The organism is Kluyvera intermedia (assembly GCF_034424175.1).
GTDB lineage: Bacteria > Pseudomonadota > Gammaproteobacteria > Enterobacterales > Enterobacteriaceae > Kluyvera > Kluyvera intermedia.
Genome location: NZ_CP139986.1, coordinates 3,851,782 through 3,874,912 on the forward strand (window position 1 = coordinate 3,851,782; position 23,131 = coordinate 3,874,912).

A 23,131-nucleotide genomic window follows, 5' to 3' on the forward strand; every position below is an offset into this window, starting at 1 on the left:
CAGGATTTTTTATGAAACCGACCACCATCGCTTTATTGCAAAAATACAAGCAAGAGAAGAAACGCTTCGCGACGATTACGGCCTACGATTTCAGTTTCGCCAAACTGTTCGCGGACGCGGGTATTAACGTCATGCTGGTCGGTGATTCACTGGGTATGACGGTGCAGGGGCACGACTCTACGCTGCCGGTGACCGTTGAAGATATTAGCTATCACACCCGTGCGGTACGTCGTGGTGCACCGAACTGCCTGCTGCTGTCCGACCTGCCGTTTATGGCTTATGCCACACCCGAGCAGGCATTTGAAAATGCGGCAGCGGTGATGCGTGCCGGTGCCAACATGGTCAAAATCGAAGGTGGCGCATGGCTGGTTGATACCGTCAAAATGCTGACCGACCGCGCGGTGCCGGTTTGCGGACACCTGGGGCTGACGCCGCAATCAGTGAATATCTTTGGCGGCTATAAAGTGCAAGGCCGCGGCGATGCCGGGCAAGTGTTACTGGACGACGCTCTGGCACTGGAAGCGGCGGGTGCGCAGCTGCTGGTACTGGAATGTGTACCGGTTGAACTGGCAAAACGAGTAACTGAAGCGCTGTCTATTCCCGTCATTGGCATTGGTGCAGGCAACGTGACCGACGGGCAGATTCTCGTCATGCATGATGCATTCGGTATTACCGGCGGCCATATTCCTAAATTTGCTAAAAATTTCCTCAGCACGGCAGGCGACATGCGTGCAGCGGTAGAGCAATATATGGCTGAAGTAGAGTCCGGGGTTTATCCGGGCGAAGAACACAGTTTCCATTAAGGAGTCATGTTGTGTTGATTATTGAAACCCTGCCGCTGCTGCGTCAGCATATCCGCCGTCTACGTCAGGAAGGTAAACGCGTTGCGTTGGTGCCAACAATGGGCAACCTGCACGATGGCCATATGACGTTAGTTGAAGAGGCAAAAACGCGCGCCGACGTCGTGGTCGTCAGTATCTTCGTTAACCCGATGCAATTTGACCGTGCCGAGGATCTGACTAACTATCCGCGCACTCTTCAGGAAGATTGCGAGAAGCTGAACAAGCGTAAAGTGGATTACGTCTTTGCGCCTGCCGTCGCAGAAATCTATCCGCAGGGTACTGAAAACCAGACTTTCGTGGAAGTTCCTGGTCTCTCAACGATGCTTGAAGGGGCCAGCCGTCCGGGGCATTTCCGTGGCGTTTCCACCATTGTCAGCAAGTTATTCAATCTGATTCAGCCGGATATCGCCTGCTTCGGTGAGAAAGATTTCCAGCAGTTGGCGCTGCTGCGCAAAATGGTGGCCGATATGGGCTACGACATTGAGATCGTTGGAGTGCCAATTATCCGCGCCAAAGACGGTCTGGCATTAAGCTCCCGCAACGGTTATCTGACCGCTGAACAGCGAAAAATCGCTCCAGGGCTATATAAGGTGTTAAGCAGCGTATCCGCGAAGCTGAAGGCCGGTGAGCGAGAGCTCGAAGAGATCATCGCCATCGCCGAGCAGGAGCTGAACGAAAAAGGATTCCGCGCCGACGATATTCAGATCCGCGATGCAGATACCCTGCTCGACCTCACCGACAACAGCAAGCGGGCGGTGATTTTGATGGCGGCGTGGTTGGGCAAAGCGCGGTTGATTGATAACCAAAGCGTAGAGCTATAAAAAAGTAGCCCGGCCAAGCGAAGCGCCGCCGGGAGTGGTTCGGTGCCAATCCCGGCGGCGCTTCGCTTGGCCGGGCTACAGGAATATTTTCAGCGTGTAATACGTGACGATACGCAATTTATGGTAAGCAGGCTTAATCGCATCTAGACACCTGGTTTAAATGGGGCAATACTGCTTGCGAAATTTCTCAAGGCAGTCGAGAACTGCTTTGTTTCCGTTAAGAATTAAAGGTAGACGCTATGATTCGCACTATGCTGCAGGGCAAACTCCACCGCGTTAAAGTTACGCAGTCTGACCTGCACTACGAAGGTTCCTGCGCCATCGATCAGGACTTCCTTGATGCCGCCGGGATTCTGGAAAACGAAGCTATTGATATCTGGAATGTGAACAACGGCAAGCGTTTCTCAACCTACGCCATTGCGGCAGAACGTGGCTCTAAAATCATCTCGGTTAACGGTGCAGCGGCTCATAATGCTGATGTCGGCGATATCGTGATTATCGCGAGTTTTGTAACCATGTCTGACGAAGAAGCGCGGACATGGCGTCCGAACGTTGCCTATTTCGAGGGCGACAACGAAATGAAGCGTACGGCTAAAGCCATTCCGGTACAGGTTGCATGATAATAGAATAGCCTTGATATATCCATCGAGGCTATTATTTATTAAATCAATACCACTTAATTTCAAAATATATATAATACAAGAACCATTAATAATATTTATTTTAATAAAACCGATTTTACCACCCCCATAAAAAATACTCAACTTCGCAATTCTAAATCTCACTTCAATTAAATATCATCGTTATTTCTTTCCACACCACGATAGAATGCCCACTCCTAATATATTTAGGTGACTCCCGACGCTGTATTTCTCGGGGATATATAATTTTATATGGATATTAATAACATGAATAAATTGACCATTGCTGCCGCCTCCGTTATTTTCGCACTTGGTTCTGCCTCTGCGTTTGCGGATGATATTGGTCTGATTACCTTTGATGGCGCCGTTACCGACACCACCTGCACCATTACTACCAACAACGGCGTCGACGCCAACAACGTCACCATCACCATGCCGGTGGTGAAAAAAATCGACGTTGAAGGGACAACTATTGATGCGGGCGTGGGTTCTAAAGAGTTCGAACTGAAGCTGACCGGCTGCCCAACAACGCTGACTAAAGCCTCAGCAACCTTCACTTCCCAGCAGTTCGCAGAACTGTCTAACGGCACATTGAAAACAGATCCAAGCGTAACGGGTCATGCGGACAACGTTAGCCTGGCACTGTTCAACAACAGCACTAGCAACACCGACCGTATCCAGGTTGGCCTGCCTGCAAACAACACTCAGATTGCTGCGCTGGAGGAAGGCGTTGGCGTACTGGCCTACCGTGTTGTCTACGTGCCAAGCGCTGACTGGGTCAAAGGTACTAACGACATCACTGCAGGTAAAGTCAGCAGCAACGCCACCTTTACCATGACTTACCAGTAATCGCGACGTCGTTTAATGGAATATGCGCCCGCCTCCGTTTGTGGGCGCATTGCAAGGAGCAATGATTATGAACCGAGTTATTCACCAGACTCTCGTCTCGCTGGTTTGCATTAGCGCCGCGCTCAGCGCATCGCGCGCCAGTGCTGATATTGTTATTTCTGGTACCCGTGTTGTTTACCCGCAGTCATCCAAAGACGTAACCGTCAAAATGGAAAACCGCGGTAATAAACCGCTACTGGTACAGTCATGGCTGGACGATGGCCGCGATACGGTGAATCCGCAAGAGCTGAAACTGCCGTTTATCGTGACCCCGCCGGTATCACGCGTTGACCCATCAAAGGGCCAGACCGTGCGTATTACGTGGACCGGCCAGCCCCTGGCCCAGGATCGAGAATCGCTGTTCTGGTTTAATGTGCTGGAAGTCCCGCCGAAAGCGAAAGACGCCGACGCCCAGAACGTCCTGCAGTTGGCTTTCCGTACCCGTATAAAGATGTTTTTCCGCCCGGATGGTTTGCAGGGCGATCCCGCCGTTGCTGCTGGTAATCTGAAATGGTCGCAACAGGGTACGTCGTTAATAGCCAATAACAGCAGCCCTTATTATATTTCCATGGCGAGCGCCACCATCACCATGAATGGCAAAAAAATCGAAGTGGATTCTCACACTATTCCACCACTCTCAAATGAGACCGTTCCGGTCAAAAATACGCCCAATGCTTCAGGCGGGAAAATAGAATACACCGCAATTAATGATTTTGGTGGAACAGAGAAACACCAAGCCACCATTAATTAATTTAAGTGCTGAGGGATATCAGCCTTTAAGAAGAGACAGGGAAATATGCTTTTTCGTCGTTCATTATTGTGTACAGCTATCTATATTGCATTCCAGTCTTCAGTAATGGCGGAAGAAGCACCTTCATCTCCGGCAGATGATGTTGAATTTAACGATCAGTTTTTATTCAACACCGGTGCAAATATCGACGTTGGTCGTTTTTCGAAAGGCAATCCGGTTCCACCTGGCACCTATAAAACGCAGATTCTACTCAATGGTCAACGCAAAATGCTGGGCGATTTTACCTTCAACGATAACGGCACATCGCGCGCCACCCCCTGCTTTACCAGCAAGCTACTCGCGCAAATTGGGGCTAAAACCGAAGGGATGGATCTCGAATCTGACGCCTGTATCGATCTCGCCCAACAGTATCCGCAATCTACATGGAATTATGATATCGGCACGCAGGAGCTATCGCTCTCAATGCCGCAGATATACGTCCTTAACCGACCTAATGGCTTTGTTGATCCCTCGCTTTGGCAGGATGGTATTCCCGTTGCGATGTTTTCCTATGACCTCAATAGTTGGCACTCAGAAAACAGCGGCAGCAACTCAGATTCAGCCTATGCCGGATTAAAATACGGTGCCAACCTCGGCGCATGGCATCTACGCGCCAAAGGGAACGCGAACTGGGATCAAGATAACGGCAGTGAATACACCAGCCAGGATATCTATCTGCAGCGCGATATATCTTCACTACGCTCACAGTTTCTGGTCGGTGACTCATTCACCCGTGGCGAGGCCTTTGATTCCTTCAGCCTGCGCGGCGTGCGTTTTTATAACGATGATCGCATGCTTCCGGGAGGTGCCTCCAACTACGCGCCAGAAATTCGCGGCGTCGCCAAAAGCAACGCCAAGGTCACCATTAAGCAAAGCGGTAATAAAATTTACGAAGCGACCGTCCCGCCTGGGCCGTTTGCTATCAACGATCTCAGCACCACCGGCTACGGCAGTGACCTGGAAGTTGCGATTGAAGAGGCTGACGGCAGCGTCCGTACCTTCTCCGTTCCCTACTCTTCCGTCACGCAGATGCTGCGCCCGGGCTATGGTCGTTGGGATATCGGTGCGGGCGAGCTGCATGATAATGGCTTAAAAGAGAAGCCCCGTCTGGGCTATGCCACCGGCTATTACGGTCTGAATAACACCTTTACCGGCTATGCGGGCGTTCAGTATATGGACGTTGGCTATTACGCGGGTCTGCTGGGTATTGCCACCAATACGCCGGTCGGCGCGTTTGCCCTCGACGTGACGCACTCAAACACGTCTATTGACGAACTAGACACCCTCACAGGTCAGAGCTACCGCGTGACCTGGAGCAAGCTGATTGAAGATTCGCAAACCTCTTTCAACATTGCCGCCTATCGTTTCTCGACTGAAAACTATATGTCCCTGCGCGACGCTGCCACGCTGAACGACAACGTAAAACATAACCGCTCAGATTCAAATAATGAATTCAGCAACTTCCAGCGCATGAAAAACCAGTTCCAGATCAACATCAACCAGCCGGTATCCCTGTGGGATTCCAGCAGCGGTAACCTGTATGTCAATGGAAGCTGGGAGGACTACTGGAACAAGACTTCACCAACCTCACAATACTCGGTTGGCTATAGCGATTCTTTTTCGTGGGCCAGCTACAGCCTTTCCATTCAGCGTACTTATAACGAATACGGTGATAAAGACGACAGCGTTTACTTAAGCCTGAGTATCCCGCTGGAAAACTTGTTCGGTCGTAACAAAAGGCCGCTCGGTTTCTCCACCGTGAACATGAGCGTCAACAGTGACATGAAGTCGAACAATAACTTCGCCACCAGCGCCAACGGTAATACCGATGACTATCGCTTTAACTATAGCGTTAACACCAGCGCCAACCGTAGCGACAGCGGCTCGATTAACCAGGTCGGCGGTTACGGCAGCTACAACAGCCCGCTGGGGCCACTGAGCGTGTCGGCTTCCGCATCCGATGATAGCAGTCGTCAATATTCATTAAGTTACAGCGGCGGCATGCTGCTGCACTCCGGTGGCCTGACGCTGGCACCGAACAGCATCGGCGATACCGACACGCTGGCGCTGGTTCACGCGTCCGGTGCCAAAGGCGCACGCTTAACCAATGGCGATGGCGAAATTAACCGCTTTGGCTATGCCATCCAGCCTTATCTGTCCGCTTATCGGGAAAATAATGTGGGCGTGAATATCGACAAAATGGAACAAGACGTCGAGGTGAAAAACACCAGTACCGTCGTGGTTTCCCGCAGCGGCGCCGTAGTACGGGTGGATTTCGAAACCGATGAAGGTCGTTCACTGCTGCTGGAACTGCAACGTACCGATAACGGCTTTATCCCGCTCGGTGCGGATGTACAAAACGAAAAAGGTGAATCTATCGGGACCGTCGGACAGGCCGGTATGGCATACGTTCGCGGTGTCGTTGATAGCGGCAAACTGCTTGTCATCTGGGGCAGCGGCAGCGACGGACGCTGCACCGTCAACTATCAGCTCGATAGCGAGAAAGCTGAACAGAAAGTTGGCCTTACCCGTCTACTGAGTAACCAACGTTGCCAGATGTAATGGCATTATTTTTACAGGGATTATGAAGATAATGAGACTGAAAAAACTCTACCTACTGGGCTGTAGCGGACTGCTGTTCGCCACCGCATACCCAACCCAGGCGACATCGCTGGATGTCACCTTTACCGCAACGCTGCGCGAAACCACCTGTGATATGGCTATCGAAGGCGGCAGTGGTAGTGGTCAAAACAACACCATCCCCATTGGCTCGGGTGGAACCGTCAGCCTCGATAAGATTGTCAACGGCGACAGTTCAGCACAGGCGACCTTTAAGCTGAAAATCACCGAATGCCCTGATAGTTTACAGGGGTTAAAAACCACCATTACGGGAACAACCACCACGTCCAACACCGTTATTGATAACGGTTCATCAGCGAGCAATGCCGCAGAATCTATCGGTATTAGCATCGCCAGAGTCTCCGCCACCGATGCACCTTTTACGATTAACGCCAGTTCAGATAATGGCCGGATAGTCTGGAGCAGCCAGGAAATCAGCGGTAAAGAAGTACCGTTAGTCGCCATGCTAGTTGAAACCTCTTCGGGCAAAGGTTCTACCGGTGACTTTAGCGCCGTGGCGACCTTCAACTTCACCTACGAATAATCATCAGAAAAGGGATCTCTTGATGAAAAAATTATCATTTCTGGGCGGTGTTGCCGGTGTAATGCTTTTCTCCGCTCACTCTTTTGCCACAATATCCGGTACCACCAGCGTTTCGGCTACCTTTACCACGACTATCTCGGCGGGCACCTGTACGGCGCAAATTCAGAACACCGGTGGTCAGGCTATCAGTACACTGGATTTCGGCGAGGTCTTTAAATCAGATCTGGTCAATCAAAGTCGCAGCGAGCCGTTCAAAGTGGCCTTTACCGACTGCGCGGGTGTCAAAACCGCCAGCTATCAGGTCGTCGCCGGTACCGGGGGTGGGTGTTCAGGGCCAAGCACTAACGGAGATTCATTCTCTGCTGGCAACGCCACCGGTTTTGAAGTCTGGCAAGGCGTAGCCGGAACAGGAACGCTGCTAAGCTGCAATACAAAACCCGCGCAAACGCTCACCATGAGCGGCAGTAAGCTCGATGTTGCTTTCGCCTCCCGTATTGTTATCGCCAAGGATAGAACGATTTCCAACGTCACGGCAGGCAGCGTCAGCGCGCCGGTCACGTTTGTTGTCACCTATCAGTAAACCAAGAGGAGTAGAGCCGTCATGCCATTCAACATCCAAATACTCTCTTCACTAGGGAGAGCACTACTGATAATGGGAGTGACTGGCGGACTCTACACTGCCCCCTGCTTTGCGGATGAGGACGCGGGAGGTCTGGACGTTACCCTCACCGCTAACGTCGTGGAGAACACTTGCCAGATCTCCCTCTCAGATAACGGATTAGTTCATTTACCTATCGTTTCACGGAGTTGGTTTTACAACGGCGACGGCACAACACGCCTGCAGCCGGGCGATGCCGATAGCGGCACGCTGTTTAGTGTCAACGTTGAAAGCTGCACTAATGATACGGCAACGGTTAACACAATGGTGTTCCGCTTTCAGCCGCAAAACGGCACCTGGCCTGCCGAGAGCCAGCAGGTATTTATCAACGACACCCCCGCGGCCACTGGCGGAGCGGAAAACGTCGGTATCGTGATTTTCTCCAGCAGCGATAACCGTAACGTCGTCAATAGCGACGGCAGTTCATCCGTCGCCATTGATGTTTCAACATCAGCCAACTATCTGACCCGTTACGACTTTTACGCCCGCTACCAGAATACCGGCATCGTGAGCGCCGGAAAGGTCACCAGCCATGTGCTGGTCGATGCTATTTATCAATAATCAAGGAAGATGACATGATTAAATACCTACTACTCCCGGTAACGTTATTAGTCCTGAGTTTTAATGTTAGCGCGAGAGAGTGTCACCTCGGACAAAATGGCCAAGCTGGCACCATGGCGCTGAACGGCGGGGGGACATACCCAATTTCATTTCACTCTGTGGCCGACGACATCTCAGGCTCCATACACGAACTCACCTATTTTGACCCGTCACTTGACCATGAGCTCTGGACCTATTGCGATGCCGGAAATGACGGTATGGCATTTTATATGAATACCACTGAAGCCTCGAGAGTCAGCGCGGCCGATGGCAGGGCGCTTTATCCTACCAATATCGACGGTATTTACTATGCGGTAAAACTCTACAGCACCGGCGGTGGCAGCGGTTATTTCCCATCGGCAAATGGGGGGTCATGGGTCATGGTCGACAGCGGCAGCGAAAGCTATTGGAGCAGTAAGCAAATGAAAGCTACCGTGACGCTATATCAGGGCGGTGGGTTTGCTGGAAACGTTAACAACGTCAGCGCGATTACGCCAAAAGACTCTCGCACGCTGGGACAAATCCGTATTGGTACAGCAGATTCTGATGATAACAACCCGTGGACCATTAACGTTACGCCCACCAGCTTTAGCGTGCCGGTTTACGCAGCGACGTGCAGCGCGGTATCAGTCAATAGTGGCACTAACAACGTTGATTTCGGTGAGCTCATGATGTCATCGCTGCGAGATCTGTATTGGCCCGGCAGGGACTTTACCTTCCAGTTGAAGAACTGTAGCAATACGGTCTGGACGCGTTTTAAGCTTACCTCAACTAACAGCACTACTGACGGCAACGGCTTTACGCTGCTTAAAAATACACTTAGCGGCAGCACGGCTGCGACGGGTATTGGCATTTATGTGCAGGCTAACATACTGACTCGTGATGGTAACGGAGCCTTCAAGCCCGGTGCAGAGATATGGAGCCCAATGACGACCGTGAGCAACAGTGTCAGTTTTGATTTACCCTTTCATGCCAGTATTTACCCGCTAAATGATGGCAGCACGATAACCCCCGGCAACTTCAAAGCCATCGGCACCTTCACCATCGACTACTTTTGATTACCCCTGCGGCTGGTTACTGACCAGCCGCGACATGGTCTCCAGCGAATCCGTTCTTAAAATATACAGTCTCTTCAATAAGAACGGATTATCCCCCGGCTTCACCTTCCCTTTCACCGTCGTCACCGCCAGATGGAAACCTGCATCATTCGCCGCCTTTATCGCCGTGGCGTTGTAGCCGCCAAACGGGTAAGAAAGGTACAGCACATGCGGGTTAAACTGCGCCAGCGCGCGCCGCGAATGTTTAAAATCAAACAACACATTATGATAGCTGCGGCTAAGCAGAATGGGTCTGCGGTAACCATCAACACGGTGCAGGAAATGGGTGTGTGACTGGAAATCGAATACGTCCTTGATCCCTTCTAGCTCAGAAACGCTCATAAACTGTAGCGATTTCGGTGCCCATTTTTGCGGGTGACGCTTAATGCGCGATGAAACAATAAATGCCGTCGCTTTCATCCCATATTGCTTCAACACCGGGTAGGCATAGCGGCTGACCGATTTTAGCCCATCATCAAAGGTTACCACCACCGCACGCGCGGGCAGGTTAGCCCGGTTATGCACGTAATCTTCGAGCTGGTATATCGTCAACGTGGTGTAGCCCATATCACGCAACCAGGTCATCTGGTTGCTGAAGGCTCGCACCGACGTGGTGGTGGAAGTATGGCGAAAACGGGTATTTTCTTCGTCACGTAGAATATGGTGGTAGGTCAGGACAGGAATGCCGTTATCAAGCTGGGCATCTAACGCGCTGACATAAGCCAGACGCTCGCCAATACGAATTTGATACCAGGTTTGATTGAGACGGTCTTTAAGCCGGTTAATCACCGGGTAACGGAGGTTTTCGGCCAGCATACCAAATGGCGCGCTGCCAACGTCCGGCGCGTTATAGACCGGGGTATCTTTCCAGGTCAGCAGATTCTGGTTGCTCAGCGGTTTATTTAAATCGCCCAGCCCATCCTCCACCCGCTGACGCCCCTGCACCGGTTCCAGATGCCCCTTATCAATAAAGCCTTTGCCGAAACCAAAACTGAACGTGTTGTAATCCTCAACGCCCGGCTCAATGGCAATAATTTGCCCCGCCCGCAGATTGCCGACCGTCACGGTCTTGTTACCAATCTGCGCCCAGATGGTGGCATCCTCGGTCGTTTGCATATAGCGCGCAGGCAAGGCAGCAGCAACGCTGCCGGAAAACAACAGAAGAACAATGATAATACGTATAGCCATGAGCAATAACCGAAGCGGGAACCGACTACCTCATTGTAACAAAAGCGACATCAATACCAATGTTTAAGGCTTATACAGATCATGAAGTAAAACGAAAGGCGGATTTTTCTGCTGCTGATGCCATAGGCTGGTAACTCCCGGTGTTCCCAGCTCCACGATATGCTGACGAAAGACGCTACTGCTCATCGACTCCCGCAGGGGAATCATTTGCTCCAACAATGCATAGTGGATACCGGCGATCACTTCGCAGCCGCTGTGTTTATGGCTCATCTGCGACGCCACGCGATAAGGTGCGGCTCCCGCGTTGTCCGTCAGGAAAATGACCCCGTCACCAGAATCGGTTTGGTACAGCGCTTCACACATCATGCGACTGAGCATATTGGCACTCAATCCGCGCCAATAATTGACGGCCCGGCACTGTGGCAACGGCCCATATTTTTTTTCCAGACGATCCAGCAGTTCCTGTGCTGTATCGTCATGGCAGGAAATCACCCAACCCAACATAACTTGCCTCCTTAGCAGGCAAGTAGTTTAGCGGAGCAATCGATTAAGAGGGGTGATGACTGTCAAAGAACGCTTCCCGGCAGGATTTACCTGCCGGAAAATACAGCAGATTTAGCTACGCAGACCGCGTCCACGTTGGATCAGATACCAACACAACAGGTAGAACGCCACGATGAATACCACCAGCACACCAACGGTTGTCACCAGCGGCACATCGTTAATACCAAGGAAACCGTAGCGGAAACCGCTAATCATGTAGACGATTGGGTTTAAGTGCGACAGCGCCTGCCAGAATGGCGGCAGCAGCGTCAGCGAGTAGAACACCCCGCCCAGATAGGTCAGCGGCGTCAGCACGAAGGTCGGAATCAGGCTGATGTCATCAAACGTTTTGGCAAACACTGCGTTGAGTAACCCCGCCAGTGAGAACAAAATGGCCGTCAGCACCAGCGTCAGGGCAACAAACACCCATGAGTGAACCTGGAATGGCACGAAGAACAGCGAAATCGCCGTGACCAGAACCCCCACGCACAATCCTCGCGCAACACCACCGCCGACAAAACCGGCGATAATCACATGCGTCGGCACCGGCGCCACCAGCAGTTCTTCAATGTTGCGCTGGAACTTGGCACTAAAGAACGACGACGCCACATTGGCGTAGGCGTTAGTGATCACCGCCATCATGATAAGGCCCGGCACGATAAACTGCATGTAGGTAAAACCATGCATTTCACCAATCCGTGAACCAATCAGATTACCAAAAATAATAAAATAGAGCGTCATGGTGATGACGGGCGGCACCAGCGTCTGGATCCAGATACGCATAAAGCGGTGGATCTCTTTCGCCCAGATGCTTTTCAGCGCGACCCAATAAAGGTGCATCATGCGCGATCTCCTTGTTTTTCATGAACCAGCGATACGAACAGTTCTTCGAGTCGGTTGGCTTTGTTACGCATACTCAACACCTGAACGCCCTGTGCGCTCAACTGCGCAAAGACGCTGTTAATCCCCTGCTCACGCAGCACTTCAACTTCCAGCGTTGAAGTATCCACCAGGCTGTACTGGTAGCCTTCAAGCTTCGGCAGCGGGCTTTTTGGCGCAAGGTCGAGAATAAAGGTCTCTGATTTCAGCTTGGAGAGCAGATTCTTCATCGAGGTGTTTTCCACCAGTTCGCCGCGCTGGATAATGCCGATATTACGGCACAGCATTTCTGCCTCTTCCAGATAGTGGGTGGTGAGAATAATGGTGGTGCCTTTGTCATTGAGATCTTTGAGGAATCCCCACATGGAACGGCGCAACTCGATATCCACGCCCGCCGTAGGTTCATCCAGGATCAGCAGTTTTGGCTCATGCATTAGCGCACGGGCAATCATCAGGCGACGCTTCATCCCGCCGGAGAGCATCCGCGCGCGTTCGTTGCGTTTTTCCCACAAATCAAGCTGCTTGAGGTATTTTTCGCTGCGGATAACCGCATCTTTGTGCTCTACGCCGTAGTAACCCGCCTGGTTCACCACGATTTGCTGCACGGTTTCAAATGGGTTGAAGTTAAATTCCTGCGGCACCAGTCCCAGCTGGCGTTTGGCATTCACCACGTCCTTTTGCAGGTCGTAGCCAAAGACGCTGACGCGCCCGGAAGTTTTATTCACCAGCGAACTGATAATGCCGATGGTCGTTGATTTACCTGCGCCGTTCGGCCCCAGAAGCGCGTAAAAATCACCGGCTTCGACTTTTAAATCTATCCCACGCAGCGCCTGTAAGCCGCCAGGATAGGTCTTCGTCAGTTGCTCTAATTCCAGTGCAATGGTCATCGGTTTTTGCTTACCTTACATTCTGATACTTGATATCTGGTTTTAAAAAATCAGGAGTTGCCCTATATTAGCCCAACGCAAATTACTGGGTTAATGCCTCCATGAACGACATAGATACACTCATCAGCAACAATGCACTATGGTCAAAGATGCTGATAGAAGAGGATCCCGGATTTTTTGAGAAACTGTCGCAAGCGCAAAAGCCGCGCTTTTTATGGATTGGGTGCTCAGACAGTCGCGTACCCGCCGAACGTCTGACCGGGCTCGAGCCAGGCGAACTGTTTGTTCACCGCAATGTGGCGAACCTTGTCATCCACACCGATCTTAACTGCCTTTCCGTGGTGCAGTATGCCGTTGATGTGCTGGAAGTTGAACACATTATTATCTGCGGGCACTACGGCTGCGGTGGCGTTCAAGCGGCAATCGAAAACCCGGAACTGGGTTTAATCGACAACTGGCTGCTGCACATCCGCGATATCTGGTTCAAACATAGCTCATTGCTGGGCGAGATGCCGCCGGAACGTCGTCTTGATACGCTTTGCGAGCTGAACGTAATGGAACAGGTGTATAACCTGGGACACTCCACCATCATGCAATCAGCATGGAAGCGTGGTCAGAAAGTGATGATTCACGGATGGGCTTATGGGATTCATGACGGCCTGCTGCGCGATCTTGACGTAACAGCCACCAGCCGCGAAACCCTGGAGCAGCGTTACCGCCACGGGATTTCCAATCTCAAGCTCAAGCACATCAACCATAAATAAGGGCAATAACCCCTTGTAGCCCGGACGAGGCGGAACGCCGACTCCGGGGCAGTTCGGTGCATATCCCGGCGTCGCCATGCTCGGCCGGGCTATACCACCGTCAGCGCCATCAGGCACCGCGACAAACTTACTCGTCCAGCATCACCACTTTGCCCACATACGGCAGATGACGATAACGCTGAGCGTAGTCGATACCATAACCGACCACGAACTCATCCGGGATGGCAAAGCCGACAAACTCAACCGGCACTTCAACTTCGCGGCGGGTCGGTTTATCCAGCAGAGTACAAATCGCCAGTGACTTTGGTTCACGCAAGCGCAGAATCTCGCGCACTTTCGACAGGGTGTTACCTGAGTCGATAATGTCTTCAACGATAAGCACGTCTTTGCCACGAATATCTTCGTCGAGATCTTTGAGGATTTTCACATCGCGAGTGGTAGACATACCGCTGCCATAGCTGGAGGCCGTCATAAAATCGACTTCGTGCGGAACCTGCACTTCACGGCACAGGTCAGCCATGAACATGAACGAGCCACGCAGAAGACCCACCAGCACCATTTCGCTGCCGCTATCTTTATAGCGCTCGTTAATCAGATGACCTAATTCGGCGATACGCGCTTTGATCTCCGCTTCCGGGATCATCACTTCAACAGTATGTTTCATTTAACTAACCACATGATTTTAAATGTACATCACTCAACCTGTTAGCCCAGAGCCACAAGGTTGATCAGCAAGCGGGAAAGTATACCAGCAAAACGAATCAGGCGGCTAATTCGATAATAAAGCTCAATTTGTGATTTCGATCACACTTGTTAAATCCTATAATGAAATGAAAGCAATAATTAACAAAACAAAACGGGCACATTTCTATGGCAGAAACAAAATATCAACAATCACGGTTACTCGTGAGGCTAACAGCCCTCTTTGCCGCATTCTGCGGGCTGTATCTGTTAATCGGCGGTATCTGGCTGGTCGCTATCGGCGGCTCCTGGTACTACCCTATCGCCGGCGTGGTGATGTTGGGTATTACCGCAATGTTATGGCGTGCGAAGCGCTCGGCGCTGTGGTTGTACGCCGCGCTGCTGCTCGTCACCATGATTTGGGGCGTCTGGGAGGTCGGCTTCGATTTCTGGGCGTTGACCCCGCGCAGCGACGTACTGGTCATCTTCGGCGTATGGCTGATTTTGCCGTTCGTCTGGCGTCGACTGGTCGTTCCTTCCAGTGGTGCCGTTTCCGCTCTCCTCGTCGTGCTGTTGATCAGTGCCGGTATCCTCACCTGGGCGGGCTTTAACGACCCGCAAGAGGTTAACGGCACGCTGAGCGCTGACGCCACGCCTGCCGAACCTATCTCACCGGTTGCCGACCAGGATTGGCCAGCCTACGGACGTAATCAGGAAGGTCAGCGTTTCTCGCCGCTCAAGCAGATTAACGCCGAGAACGTGCACAAGCTGAAGGAAGCGTGGGTATTCCGCACCGGCGATCTGAAGCAGCCAAACGATCCGGGTGAAATTACCAACGAGGTCACGCCGATTAAAATCGGTAACATGCTCTACCTGTGTACCGCTCACCAGCGCGTGTTCGCGCTCGACGCGGCCACCGGTAAAGAGAAGTGGCACTTTGACCCACAACTGGGTACCGACCCGAGCTTCCAGCACGTGACCTGTCGCGGCGTGTCTTACCATGAAGCCACCACCGACAATGCGTCACCTGACGTGGTTGCCGATTGTCCGCGCCGCATTATTCTGCCGGTCAACGACGGTCGCTTGTTTGCGCTGAATGCTGATACCGGTAAGCCGTGTGAGTCCTTTGCCAACAAAGGTATTCTCAATCTGCAAACCAATATGCCGGTCACCACGCCTGGCATGTATGAACCGACTTCACCACCTATCGTCACCGATAAAGTGATTGTGATTGCCGGGGCGGTCACCGATAACTTCTCTACTCGTGAGCCGTCTGGCGTTATCCGTGGCTTCGACATCAACAGCGGTAAGCTGCTGTGGGCGTTCGATCCGGGTGCTAAAGATCCGAATGTTATCCCGGGTGATGAGCATCATTACTCCCTGAACTCGCCGAACTCCTGGGCACCTGCTGCCTATGATAAGAAGCTGGATCTGGTTTACCTGCCGATGGGCGTGACCACGCCGGATATCTGGGGTGGTAACCGTACGCCGGAGCAGGAACGCTACGCCAGTTCGATTGTGGCGCTGAATGCGACGACCGGTAAACTGGTGTGGAGCTATCAGACCGTTCACCACGATCTGTGGGATATGGACATGCCGTCACAGCCGACGCTGGCGGATATCACCGTCAACGGTAAAACCGTTCCGGTGGTTTATGCTCCAGCAAAAACCGGCAACATCTTCGTGCTGGATCGTCGTAACGGCGAACTGGTGGTTCCGGCTCCGGAAAAACCGGTTCCACAGGGTGCGGCAAAAGGCGATTACGTCAGCAAAACCCAGCCATTCTCTGATTTGAGTTTCCGTCCGAAGAAAGATCTGACCGGCGCGGATATGTGGGGCGCCACCATGTTTGACCAACTGGTGTGCCGCGTGATGTTCCACCAGATGCGCTATGAAGGCATCTTCACCCCACCGTCTGAGCAAGGCACACTGGTATTCCCGGGTAACCTGGGGATGTTTGAATGGGGCGGTATCTCTGTCGATCCGAACCGTCAGGTAGCAATTGCCAACCCAATGGCGCTGCCGTTTGTGTCAAAACTGATCCCACGTGGCCCGGGTAACCCGATGGAGCCGCCGAAAGATGCGAAATCCAGCGGTACCGAGTCTGGTATTCAGCCACAGTATGGCGTGCCGTTTGGCGTCACGCTAAACGCATTCCTGTCGCCGTTTGGCCTGCCGTGTAAACAGCCAGCCTGGGGTTACATTTCTGCGTTGGATCTGAAAACCAATCAGGTTGTGTGGAAAAAACGTCTGGGTACGCCGCAGGATAGTCTGCCCTTCCCAATGCCGGTTCAGCTGCCGTTTAATCTGGGTATGCCGATGCTGGGCGGCCCAATTTCCACAGCCGGTAACGTCCTGTTCATCGCGGGTACCGCAGATAACTATCTGCGTGCGTTCAACATGAGCAACGGCGAGAAACTGTGGCAGGGACGTCTGCCAGCGGGCGGTCAGGCGACACCAATGACCTATGAAGTGGATGGCAAGCAGTACGTGGTCATCTCCGCAGGCGGTCACGGCTCGTTTGGCACCAAGATGGGCGATTATATCGTGGCTTACGCTTTACCTGACGACGCGAAGTAAGTTTCCTCTCTCGTCATCATTAAAAACGCCCGCAAACCATGCGGGCGTTTTTTTATGGGTGGATAAGTAGTAGCGCTTATTGAGTAAATTTCAGCGACAGTAACGAAGCCTTCGCCGCATCCTGATACTGCTCAACCAAATCTTTGGTCATATTGAACGCCACCTGCACCGCTTTATCGTTTTGCGATGTCATCAACATCATATTCAGGATTTCAGTATCCGGGGCCTGGGAGCGGAAGGTAATTAGCCAGGCTTTATGCCCGTCGACCGTCACGGCTTCCGCCTGCGGTTTGAAGTTGGCGAGCATTTTCACCGTCGCCTCTTTGGCCATATCGATCTGTGAAGCAGGTAGCGCATGACGTCCGGCGCTAATCCCTAACGACGCTTTACCACGCTCATCGCCGTAAATCACCTGCGGGCGGTTTTCAGAAGGGTATTTAATTTTCGCCATGTCGTCAGACATTGGCGTCAGCGTTTGCGGAATTTCGATACTCAAATTGAGCTGCGGGATATTCTGGCGTTGCATTTTCATTTCAGCATGCGCTGAAATCGCCACCATCATGACAAAAGATGCGGTGAGTACCTTGCGGAAAAGATCCATTCTAACCTCATGATTTATTGTTAATCACGTCAGTATATCCGCAGGGCTAATGAATGAAATGACCGATGTCCATTTTAAGAACATCCTGTTTTACCGGATGGCAAATATGCCATCCGGCCATTTTGTTACACGGTAAATCCGAGCATCATGCCGGTATCTTCATGCTCCAGCAGGTGACAGTGCGCCATATACGCCTGCTCTTTCGATGCCTCATGGTCAAACTTCACCAGCACTTCACTGACGCCGCCTTCGACGCGTACCGTGTCTTTCCAACCTGAACGGTGCGCCGCAGGAGCCTGACCGTTTTCACGCAGAATACGGAATTGGGTGCCGTGGATATGGAATGGATGCAGCATCATGTCGCCCTCGCCGGAAATCACCCAACGCTCGTACTGACCTTTGGCGGCGGCAAACATCGGGACGTTCATATCAAACGCTTTGCCGTTGATCCGGTTCGCGTTGTGGAAATCAAATCCACCACCGCCGTGATGCATGTTGCCCATGCCGCCGTGATCCATTTTCATACCGCCGTGGCCCATCATATTGCCGTGATCCATGCCGCCCATGGCCTGGTTGCCGTATTTCTTCATCAGCGCCTGCATCCCCATCATGTCGAGCATCGGGTCCATAGAGAGCTGAAGCTTACGTTCCGTCAGGCCATCGAGCGCCGGGATTGAAGGCATTGAAACCAGCGAATCAGGCAGCTTGCCGGAGCCCGGAATGCCCACTGGTTGGATGCGCAGTATCGGCAGCGCTTTATCGAACGGCGCAATCGCCATCCCCATTTGGTTAACCGGCAGCGTGACGAGATCAAACGGCTTGCCGTCACGGGCATCAACCAGCACTTCAAAACGTTCGCCCATCAGCATCGGCAGTTCACTTACCTGCACCGGTTCTGGCAGCAGGCCGCCGTCGCTGGCGACCACGTACAGCGGACGCTTATCGCTGGCGGCAAGCGTCAGTGAACGGGCATTACAGCCGTTTAGCAGACGTAAACGCAGCCAGCCGCGTGGTGGCGTGTGCTGTGGGTACTGCACGCCGTTGGTCAGTAGCATATCGCCAAACCAGCCCACCGCCGCGCTCATGATGTCCAGTTGGTAGTCAATCTCACCGGCTGGCGTGAATTTTTTATCCTGCATGATCACCGGAATATCATCGATACCCCACTGTTTTGGCAGCAACAGCATCTGGCTGTCTTCGTCTTCAATAAGCACAAGCCCCGCCAACCCCATGGCGACCTGATAGCCGGTTTTACCGTGCTGATGCGGATGGAACCAACAGGTCGCGGCGCGTTGGGTCGGGGTAAAAGTGACCGTCCGACTGGCGCCCGGTTTAATAATCCCCTGCGGCCCACCGTCCACATCCCCTGGGACTTCCAGACCATGCCAGTGCACGGTGGTCTCTTCCGGAAGATGGTTACGGATATTGACCGTGATAGTTTTGCCCTGCTGAAGCTTGATGGCGGGCCCTAATAGGTCGCCGTTATAGCCCCAGGTGGTTGCCGCTTTACCGGCAAATGAGGTCTTTCCAGACTGCACGTTCAGCAGGATTTGATTATTCGCGTCAGCGGTAAGTAAGGGAGGAATGGGCAGCGTGGTTCTCTCAGCGGCAAAGACCGCTCGACTCCACAGAGGCAAGGCGCTGGCGACGCTAATAGCGGCACCTAATTTGATAAAATCACGACGATGCATCGTTACATCCTTTTCGGCTGCTGGTGGTTATTTGAGCTTAAACCCTCCCCCTGCAGGAAGGTCAAGCATAAAGCATTGAATAATGCTCCCCGTCCCCTTGGGAAGTATGTTAACGTTGAATATCGACGATGTAAGGTAGAAGAAATGAAGACGTTTTTCCGCACTGTACTGCTTGGATCGCTGCTGGCGATGTCCAGTTCCAGTTATGCATTAAGCGAGTCTGAAGCAGAAGATATGGCCGATCTTACGGCTGTGTTTGTGTTCCTGAAAAACGACTGTGGGTATCAGAATCTCCCTAACACGCAAATTCGTCGCGCCCTGGTCTTTTTTGCCCAGCAAAACCAGTGGGATCTGAGTAATTACGACACGTTTAACATGAAGGCGCTGGGTGAAGACAGCTACCGCGATCTCAGCGGCATTGGCATCCCAACGGCGAAGAAGTGTAAAGCGCTGGCGCGCGATTCGTTAAGCCTGCTGGCTTACGTTAAATAGTTCGTGTGGCGGAGCCCGCAGGCTCCGCATCAATTACCGTTGCTGTAAAAACTCACGGTACGCTGCAACAACCTGCAGAAAATCCTCTACGCCGCAAAGCGACAGGCTTTCTTCGTCGTAGTAGTTCATCCCGTCTTCCATCTCGTCACCCGAAAACTCCAATTGATTGGCGCGAACCATCACTTCTTCGCCGTCCAACCACAGAGTGTATTCATGCCCGGTGCGCTGCCATGAACGTTCGCTGCCTTTTACCGTACGTGCGGCCTGCTCGACTTCATCCAGCAGCGAGAGGTTATCTTTAACCTCTTCATTAAACCAGTGACCGACCACTTCGTGGCCCATCGACATACGTACTTTTACCCCTCCGGTAACGTCGCGCAGAAATTCGTATTCCATGATCTGTTCCTCAACAAAGGCAATGCGTCACCGCTGCATTGTACCTATAGGTAATTATCGCAGTCTGGAGGAATAAAAAAAGCGTAGCGGCAGGAGTAATAGAAAATAAAAAGGGTGAGAGCCAAAACCCTCACCCTTGTAGCCCGGCCAAGCGCAGCGCCGCCGGGGACCCCGGAGTCAGCGCTTGCGCGCCTCGTCCGGGCTACGATATTTAGACTGCGGTCTGGAAAATCACGCTGTCCGCTTTCTCGGTGTACTCAGAAAGCTGGTCGAAGTTCAGATAACGATAGGTATCGACAGCCGTCTTATCAACCTGCGCAACATAGGCCTGGTATTCATCCGGCGTAGGCAGCTTACCGATAAGCGCCGCAACCGCCGCCAGCTCAGCCGAAGCCAGGAAGACGTTAGCACCGGTGCCTAAACGGTTCGGGAAGTTACGGGTTGAAGTGGAAACCACCGTCGCGCCGTCAGCAACACGCGCCTGGTTACCCATACACAGGGAACAGCCAGGAATTTCAATACGCGCACCGCTCTTACCAAACACGCTGTAATAACCTTCTTCGGTCAGCTGTGCCGCATCCATACGGGTTGGCGGAGCCACCCACAGACGGGTTGGCAGCTGGCCTTTGTGGGTATCCAGCAGCTTACCGGCAGCACGGAAGTGGCCGATGTTGGTCATGCAGGAACCGATAAAGACTTCGTCGATCTTCTCACCCTGCACATCAGACAGCAGACGTGCATCATCAGGATCGTTAGGCGCACACAGGATTGGCTCTTTAATATCCGCCAGATCGATTTCGATCACTGCCGCATATTCTGCGTCAGTATCCGCTTCCAGCAACTGTGGATCCGCCAGCCATTTTTCCATCCCCTGAACACGACGTTCCAGCGTACGGCGATCGCCGTAACCTTCCGCGATCATCCACTTCAGCAGGACGATGTTAGAGGTGAGGTATTCAGTGATTGGCGCTTTATCCAGCTTGATGGTACAGCCTGCCGCAGAACGCTCAGCAGAGGCATCCGCCAGCTCAAACGCCTGCTCAACTTTCAGCTCCGGCAAGCCTTCGATTTCAAGGATGCGGCCAGAGAAGATATTTTTCTTCCCTTTCTTCTCGACGGTCAGCAGACCTTCGCGGATGGCATACAGTGGGATCGCATGAACCAGATCGCGCAGGGTGATGCCTGGCTGCATTTTGCCTTTAAAGCGCACCAGCACAGATTCAGGCATGTCCAGCGGCATCACACCCGTCGCCGCAGCAAACGCGACCAGACCGGAGCCTGCCGGGAAGGAAATCCCAACCGGGAAACGGGTGTGGGAGTCACCGCCAGTGCCAACGGTATCTGGCAGCAGCATACGGTTCAGCCATGAGTGAATAATGCCGTCGCCTGGACGCAGAGAAACACCGCCGCGGTTCATAATAAAATCAGGCAGCGTATGGTGCGTCGTCACGTCAACCGGCTTCGGATACGCGGCGGTATGACAGAAAGACTGCATCACCAGATCGGCTGAGAAGCCCAGACAAGCGAGGTCTTTCAGCTCATCACGGGTCATTGGGCCGGTGGTGTCCTGAGAGCCAACCGAGGTCATTTTCGGTTCGCAATATTCGCCCGGGCGAATACCGGTCACGCCACAAGCGCGGCCAACCATTTTCTGCGCCAGAGAGAAGCCTTTGTTGCTGGCTTCAACCGGTTTCGCGATACGGAACACATCACTGTGCGGCAGACCCAGCGCTTCACGCGCTTTGGTGGTCAGGCCACGACCGATAATCAGTGGAATACGACCACCCGCACGGACTTCATCAATCAGTACGTCGGTTTTCAGTTCGAATGTCGCCAGCAGTTCATTGGTTTCGTGGTTACGCACTTCACCTTTGAATGGGTAAACGTCAATCACGTCGCCCATGTTCAGCTTATTCACGTCAACTTCAATTGGCAGCGCGCCCGCATCTTCCATGGTGTTAAAGAAGATAGGTGCAATTTTGCTGCCCAGCACCAGACCGCCGCCACGCTTGTTTGGCACGTGCGGAATGTCGTCGCCCATGAACCACAGAACGGAGTTGGTTGCTGATTTACGTGAAGAACCGGTGCCGACAACGTCGCCAACATACGCCAGCGGGAAGCCTTTTTTCTGCAGCAATTCGATCTGCTTGATAGGACCCACAACGCCAGGTTCATCCGGGCTAATGCCTTCACGGGCGTTTTTAAGCATCGCCAGGGCGTGCAGTGGAATATCCGGACGGGACCATGCATCCGGAGCCGGAGACAGGTCATCAGTGTTAGTTTCACCGGTCACTTTGAAGACGGTAACGGTAATTTTATCAGCAAGCGCAGGACGATTCAGGAACCATTCGGCATCGGCCCAGGACTGGATAACTTGTTTAGCGTAGGTATTGCCCGCTTTGGCTTTCTCTTCTACGTCGTAGAAGTTATCAAACATCAGCAGCGTCTGAGACAGCGCTTTAGCAGCGATAGGTGCCAGTTTGGCATCGTCAAGTGCATCAATCAGCGGATGGATGTTGTAGCCACCCTGCATGGTACCCAGCAGTTCGACGGCTTTTTCAGGGGTAATCAATGGGGAAGTGGCTTCGCCTTTCGCGACGGCAGCAAGGAAGCCCGCTTTAACATAGGCGGCTTCGTCCACGCCCGGCGGTACACGATTGATCAACAGGTCTAGCAGGAATTCTTCTTCGCCAGCAGGCGGATTCTTTAGTAGCTCAACCAGGCCGGCCATTTGGGTTGCATCTAAGGGTTTGGCAACAATCCCTTCGGCGGCACGTTCAGCTACGTGCTCACGGTATTCTTTTAGCACGACGGTATCTCCTCGCTCTCATTGTCATATGCGGTCGGCGATCTCTTCACGCTCCTGTGAGACAGCAGTTTGTAGGGTAAAAGCCCGATACCGCGAGGGCCAGCATAGCAGGATTTCTGA

The 23,131-nt window shown here is 52.6% G+C and carries 22 protein-coding genes; 13 read left to right on the top strand and 9 right to left on the bottom strand.

Going from position 1 to position 23,131, the window contains the following annotated elements; translation table 11 throughout:
* Positions 1 to 11: 11 nt before the first annotated feature.
* The 10 genes from panB to U0026_RS18680 all read left to right on the top strand — a co-directional run bounded on the left by panB (position 12) and on the right by U0026_RS18680 (position 9,461).
* Positions 12 to 803, top strand: a complete 792-nt coding sequence (panB, locus tag U0026_RS18635) for a 3-methyl-2-oxobutanoate hydroxymethyltransferase (RefSeq protein WP_062772069.1) — start codon at positions 12 to 14, stop codon at positions 801 to 803.
* A gap of 11 nt (positions 804 to 814) precedes the next feature.
* Positions 815 to 1,663, top strand: a complete 849-nt coding sequence (gene panC / locus U0026_RS18640) for a pantoate--beta-alanine ligase (RefSeq protein WP_062772066.1) — start codon at positions 815 to 817, stop codon at positions 1,661 to 1,663.
* A 239-nt stretch (positions 1,664 to 1,902) separates the two neighbouring features.
* Positions 1,903 to 2,283, top strand: coding sequence for an aspartate 1-decarboxylase (gene panD, locus U0026_RS18645; RefSeq protein ID WP_052282994.1), 381 nt, complete (start codon positions 1,903 to 1,905; stop codon positions 2,281 to 2,283).
* 288 nt (positions 2,284 to 2,571) lie between these two features.
* On the top strand, positions 2,572 to 3,153 hold the full coding sequence (locus tag U0026_RS18650; protein ID WP_062772063.1) for a fimbrial protein: 582 nt from the start codon (positions 2,572 to 2,574) through the stop codon (positions 3,151 to 3,153).
* A gap of 67 nt (positions 3,154 to 3,220) precedes the next feature.
* On the top strand, positions 3,221 to 3,943 hold the full coding sequence (locus U0026_RS18655; RefSeq protein ID WP_062772274.1) for a fimbrial chaperone: 723 nt from the start codon (positions 3,221 to 3,223) through the stop codon (positions 3,941 to 3,943).
* Between the two features lie 45 nt (positions 3,944 to 3,988).
* A complete protein-coding gene (locus tag U0026_RS18660) occupies positions 3,989 to 6,544 on the top strand; it encodes an outer membrane usher protein (protein WP_062772060.1) in 2,556 nt (851 codons plus the stop codon).
* 22 nt (positions 6,545 to 6,566) lie between these two features.
* Positions 6,567 to 7,145 (top strand): fimbrial protein, encoded by a 579-nt coding sequence (locus tag U0026_RS18665; RefSeq protein WP_062772057.1) that lies wholly within the window; start codon positions 6,567 to 6,569, stop codon positions 7,143 to 7,145.
* A 22-nt stretch (positions 7,146 to 7,167) separates the two neighbouring features.
* Complete coding sequence (locus U0026_RS18670; RefSeq protein WP_062772054.1) at positions 7,168 to 7,725, top strand: fimbrial protein; 558 nt, start codon at positions 7,168 to 7,170, stop codon at positions 7,723 to 7,725.
* A 21-nt stretch (positions 7,726 to 7,746) separates the two neighbouring features.
* Entirely contained in the window at positions 7,747 to 8,364 is a 618-nt protein-coding gene (locus U0026_RS18675) for a fimbrial-like protein (protein ID WP_241973909.1), read from the top strand.
* 14 nt (positions 8,365 to 8,378) lie between these two features.
* Positions 8,379 to 9,461 carry a fimbrial protein gene (locus tag U0026_RS18680; RefSeq protein ID WP_062772048.1) on the top strand — a complete coding sequence of 361 codons (1,083 nt, stop codon included), beginning with the start codon at positions 8,379 to 8,381 and terminating at the stop codon, positions 9,459 to 9,461.
* On the opposite strand, the gene U0026_RS18685 is transcribed toward U0026_RS18680, so the two are convergent.
* The 4 genes from U0026_RS18685 to U0026_RS18700 form a co-directional block, all read right to left on the bottom strand.
* Positions 9,462 to 10,688 (bottom strand): polysaccharide deacetylase family protein, encoded by a 1,227-nt coding sequence (locus U0026_RS18685; protein WP_062772045.1) that lies wholly within the window; start codon positions 10,686 to 10,688, stop codon positions 9,462 to 9,464. It abuts the gene before it with no gap.
* A gap of 63 nt (positions 10,689 to 10,751) precedes the next feature.
* Positions 10,752 to 11,192 carry a PTS sugar transporter subunit IIA gene (locus U0026_RS18690; RefSeq protein WP_062772042.1) on the bottom strand — a complete coding sequence of 147 codons (441 nt, stop codon included), beginning with the start codon at positions 11,190 to 11,192 and terminating at the stop codon, positions 10,752 to 10,754.
* 111 nt (positions 11,193 to 11,303) lie between these two features.
* Positions 11,304 to 12,074, bottom strand: coding sequence for an ABC transporter permease (locus U0026_RS18695; protein WP_062772039.1), 771 nt, complete (start codon positions 12,072 to 12,074; stop codon positions 11,304 to 11,306).
* Entirely contained in the window at positions 12,071 to 12,997 is a 927-nt protein-coding gene (locus U0026_RS18700) for an ABC transporter ATP-binding protein (protein WP_062772037.1), read from the bottom strand. The genes U0026_RS18695 and U0026_RS18700 overlap by 4 nt, the downstream gene beginning before the upstream one ends.
* A gap of 101 nt (positions 12,998 to 13,098) precedes the next feature.
* Between U0026_RS18700 and can the strand changes: the two genes are divergently transcribed.
* A complete protein-coding gene (can, locus tag U0026_RS18705; RefSeq protein WP_062772034.1) occupies positions 13,099 to 13,761 on the top strand; it encodes a carbonate dehydratase in 663 nt (220 codons plus the stop codon).
* Between the two features lie 127 nt (positions 13,762 to 13,888).
* Here the strand turns inward: can and hpt are convergent, their stop codons facing one another.
* Positions 13,889 to 14,425: a hypoxanthine phosphoribosyltransferase gene (gene hpt / locus U0026_RS18710; RefSeq protein WP_062772032.1), complete on the bottom strand. Its 537-nt coding sequence runs from the start codon at positions 14,423 to 14,425 to the stop codon at positions 13,889 to 13,891.
* Positions 14,426 to 14,631: 206 nt separating this feature from the next.
* On the opposite strand from hpt, the gene U0026_RS18715 reads away from it, so the two are divergent.
* A complete protein-coding gene (locus tag U0026_RS18715) occupies positions 14,632 to 17,022 on the top strand; it encodes a glucose/quinate/shikimate family membrane-bound PQQ-dependent dehydrogenase (protein WP_062772029.1) in 2,391 nt (796 codons plus the stop codon).
* Positions 17,023 to 17,098: 76 nt separating this feature from the next.
* On the opposite strand, the gene U0026_RS18720 is transcribed toward U0026_RS18715, so the two are convergent.
* Together U0026_RS18720 and cueO are read right to left on the bottom strand one after the other, a co-directional pair.
* Positions 17,099 to 17,623 carry a hypothetical protein gene (locus U0026_RS18720; protein WP_062772026.1) on the bottom strand — a complete coding sequence of 175 codons (525 nt, stop codon included), beginning with the start codon at positions 17,621 to 17,623 and terminating at the stop codon, positions 17,099 to 17,101.
* 125 nt (positions 17,624 to 17,748) lie between these two features.
* The gene (gene cueO, locus U0026_RS18725; RefSeq protein WP_062772023.1) at positions 17,749 to 19,314 is read right to left on the bottom strand and encodes a multicopper oxidase CueO; all 1,566 of its coding nucleotides are present in this window, start codon (positions 19,312 to 19,314) and stop codon (positions 17,749 to 17,751) included.
* Positions 19,315 to 19,458: 144 nt separating this feature from the next.
* On the opposite strand from cueO, the gene U0026_RS18730 reads away from it, so the two are divergent.
* A complete protein-coding gene (locus U0026_RS18730) occupies positions 19,459 to 19,806 on the top strand; it encodes a YacC family pilotin-like protein (protein ID WP_062772020.1) in 348 nt (115 codons plus the stop codon).
* A 33-nt stretch (positions 19,807 to 19,839) separates the two neighbouring features.
* On the opposite strand, the gene yacL is transcribed toward U0026_RS18730, so the two are convergent.
* Together yacL and acnB are read right to left on the bottom strand one after the other, a co-directional pair.
* Positions 19,840 to 20,202 carry a protein YacL gene (gene yacL / locus U0026_RS18735; RefSeq protein WP_062772017.1) on the bottom strand — a complete coding sequence of 121 codons (363 nt, stop codon included), beginning with the start codon at positions 20,200 to 20,202 and terminating at the stop codon, positions 19,840 to 19,842.
* Between the two features lie 211 nt (positions 20,203 to 20,413).
* Entirely contained in the window at positions 20,414 to 23,011 is a 2,598-nt protein-coding gene (gene acnB / locus U0026_RS18740; RefSeq protein WP_062772014.1) for a bifunctional aconitate hydratase 2/2-methylisocitrate dehydratase, read from the bottom strand.
* Between the last annotated feature and the right edge of the window lie 120 nt (positions 23,012 to 23,131).